General features: G+C 58.2%; 3 protein-coding genes. All 3 read left to right on the top strand.

The genetic code is table 11. From position 1 onward, the window contains the following. Positions 1 to 569 (top strand): hypothetical protein (locus VI25_RS22065; RefSeq protein WP_236705206.1); only part of this gene is annotated, 569 nt, incomplete at its 5' end. A 94-nt stretch (positions 570 to 663) separates the two neighbouring features. Continuing rightward, positions 664 to 1326 carry an aquaporin gene (locus VI25_RS22060; protein WP_045687093.1) on the top strand — a complete coding sequence of 221 codons (663 nt, stop codon included), beginning with the start codon at positions 664 to 666 and terminating at the stop codon, positions 1324 to 1326. 90 nt (positions 1327 to 1416) lie between these two features. Further along, on the top strand, positions 1417 to 2811 hold the full coding sequence (locus VI25_RS22055) for a sugar MFS transporter (RefSeq protein ID WP_045687092.1): 1395 nt from the start codon (positions 1417 to 1419) through the stop codon (positions 2809 to 2811). Positions 2812 to 3040: the final 229 nt, after the last annotated feature.

Here is a 3040-nt window from a genome sequence, read left to right as displayed (position 1 = left end):
GCTCTCAACCAGCGAGAAACGCGCGCCCTCACCGACCGGATTCATTGACTTGCTGTTGGAAACGAGCCCGCGACGGCCCGCGTAGTTTTACCTGGCTACCCTGGCTGACGAAAACGCCCGAAACCCGCCCGCCCGCCCGCGACCAGTATGGCCTACTCCACCACTATGTGCAAGGCGTGTGGCAGCAGTTTCACCCTGATGCCCCGGTAGCGGAAGAACACTGGCATGAGCACCGCGAGCAGCACCTTTCTACCCTACGCCAGATTCACGATACGTTTACGAGCCTCTCTGAGCACCCCGAGCAACAGGCCGCCGGCTTGGCTCCGCACCAGCCTTTACCGGTACTGCCATTTCAGTTATTTCTGCGCTTCAATGCCGAGGCTAAGGAGCCTTTTCGGGGATTAATAGTTTTCCTGGGCCAGTATAATCTTGATCGGGTGGCCGAAACCCGGGCTATGCAGACGGCTGATCCTGAGCTGGTGCGCACCTTTATCAGTATGTTTGAGAGCCTCACCAGCCTCGACGACCACGCGGGCTACCAGCAGTTGCGGCGGCAGTTTCCCTTATAATGCGCATACTGCTACGGATCAGCTTACCAATCCACCTTAAATTCGAATATCGTAGGCTTACTACTGAGCCAGCTTGCCATCAACTACCAACTACATGCAGAAATACGTTGCCGAAGTGTTGGGCACCTTTGCCATCATCTTTTGCGGAACCGGCGCTATCGTTATCAATCAAGAAAGCCACGGCGCCATTACCCACGTGGGTATCGCCATCACGTTTGGGCTGGTGGTAACGTCCATGATTTATGCGCTAGGCTCCATCTCGGGGGCGCATTTCAATCCGGCAGTTTCCATTGCCTTCACGGTAGCGCGCAAGTTTCCGGCGAAAGAACTTCTTCCCTACATTATAAGTCAACTTGCTGGTGCACTGCTGGCTAGTGCTACGTTGCGCTACCTATTTCCTTCCAATGAACTGCTTGGGGGCACGCTGCCAGCCGGCTCCGAAGAGCAGTCATTTGTGCTGGAATTTATTCTGACTTATTTCCTGATGCTGGTTATCCTGAACGTGGCCTACGGATCCAAGGAGCAGGGTCTGTTTGCTGGCCTGGCTATTGGGGGCGTAGTATTACTGGAAGCCATGTTTGCGGGTCCCATTTGTGGCGCTTCCATGAACCCGGTCCGGTCCTTTTCGCCGGCGCTAGTGTCAGGGCATCTGGAGCACGTGTGGCTGTACCTAGTGGCGCCAACGGTAGGCGCCGTAGCGGCCGTATTCACGTGGCAATTCCTGACTCGCTCGGTTGTGGCGCCCAAGGTAGCCTAGCTTACTAGCGGCATAGGGCTACTTCAGGGGGCATTGTTCTGGTGGGTCTTTCTATCTTTAAGGCTCTCTTGCTTCTCTCAACCTGCCTGCATGGCCGCACCCCTCCCTTCCGCTACTACCACCGCCCCTAGCACTGCCACGCGCAGCTACGCCCTGCCCATGGCGGCCATGACGAGCCTGTTCTTCCTGTTCGGGGCCGTCACCAATTTCAATGATGTGCTTATGCCCTACCTCAAGGACGTGTGCCAACTCACCGACTTGCAGTCGTCGTTGGTACAGTCGGCCTTTTTTGGGGCATACTTCCTGATGTCGTTGCCGGCGGGCCGTATTCTGGAGAAGCTGGGGTACCAGCGCGGCATTGTATTAGGGCTGCTGGTTATGGCAGCAGGGGCATTGTTATTTATCCCGGCGGCTAACTCCCGCACCTTTGGCGTGTTCCTGCTTGGGCTGGGCGTGCTGGGGGCAGGCGTGACGCTGCTGCAAGTGGCGGCCAATCCCTACGTATCCATTCTGGGACCTGCCAGCCGGGCAGCCAGCCGGGTGAGCGTGGTGGGAGTAGCCAATAACTTCGGCGGTACCCTGTCGCCCTTACTGGGTGGTATTTTGCTATTTGGGGGCTCCGCAGCCCTGAAGGCTCGGCTGGCCACCCTACCGGCAGCCCAGCGCTTGGCCGAGGAGGCTACCCTCGTGAAGGGTCCCTACATTGGCCTAGCGGTGTTTTTGGTGGTGCTGGCCGGTACCTTCTTCCTGCTGAAGCTGCCCGAGCTGGAAACCTTCGCTGACGAAAGCGCCGAGCCTGTTCCGAGTGCTAGCGGGCGTACGTCGGCGCTACAATTTCCGCACCTGGCTATGGGAGTAGCCGCCATTTTCGTGTACGTGGGCGTGGAGGTAGGCCTGGGGTCTTTCCTGATTCGTTACGGCGAAGCTCAGGGTATAACTCAGCTAAGCGGCTTCACCCAAGCGCTGGTACGGGGCCTCAACGTGGCCGTAAACTTTATTGCCGTGCTGGTAGGGCAAGCTCCGGCGCCCATTGATACCACTGCTGGCTTCACCAAGGCGGTGGGTGCCGTGCTGGTTTCTTCCTACTGGTTTGGCTCTCTGCTAGGTCGAGTGGTAGGCATCCCCCTGCTCACCCGCATCAACGACCGGCAGGCCCTTGTGGCCGTGTGCGCCGCGGGCGTGGTGCTGGTGCTGGCCTCCATTAGCACCCAGGGCGAATCGGCGCTGTGGCTTATTGTGCTGTGTGGCCTGATGAACTCCATTATGTGGCCCGTTATCTTCCCCTTGGCTATTAAAGGACTGGGTGTTTTCACGAAGCAAGGCTCTTCCTACCTCATCATGGCTATTGTAGGAGGCGCCGTCATTCCTCTGATTATGGGGTGGGTAGCAACCAACGGCGGCGGCCTGCGTGTGGCCTTCCTGCTGCCTGCCCTGTGCTACGCCTACCTGCTCTTCTACTCCCTACGCGGGTACCGGGTGCGCTAGCCCAATACATCGTGCTGCTCACTACAGGCGGGCCGCTTTCTTCGGAAGGTGGCCCGTTTCTGCATCTAGTCGCGTGGGGAAGTTGCCGGGTAGGGTGCTGCCGACGCCAGGCTTCGGCGGAATTTTGCAAACGGCTACCTTTACCAGCGCATCACCTTCCTCCTTCGCTATGGCTTTGGCTCCTGTTCTCGAACACAACGTTTCCCTACGGCCCTACAACACCTTTGGC

Source organism: Hymenobacter sp. AT01-02 (genome assembly GCF_000961955.2).
In the GTDB taxonomy this organism is placed as follows: domain Bacteria; phylum Bacteroidota; class Bacteroidia; order Cytophagales; family Hymenobacteraceae; genus Hymenobacter; species Hymenobacter mucosus.
The sequence above is the reverse complement of the archived record's forward strand: the minus strand, read 5'-3'. Positions and strand labels throughout refer to the sequence as shown.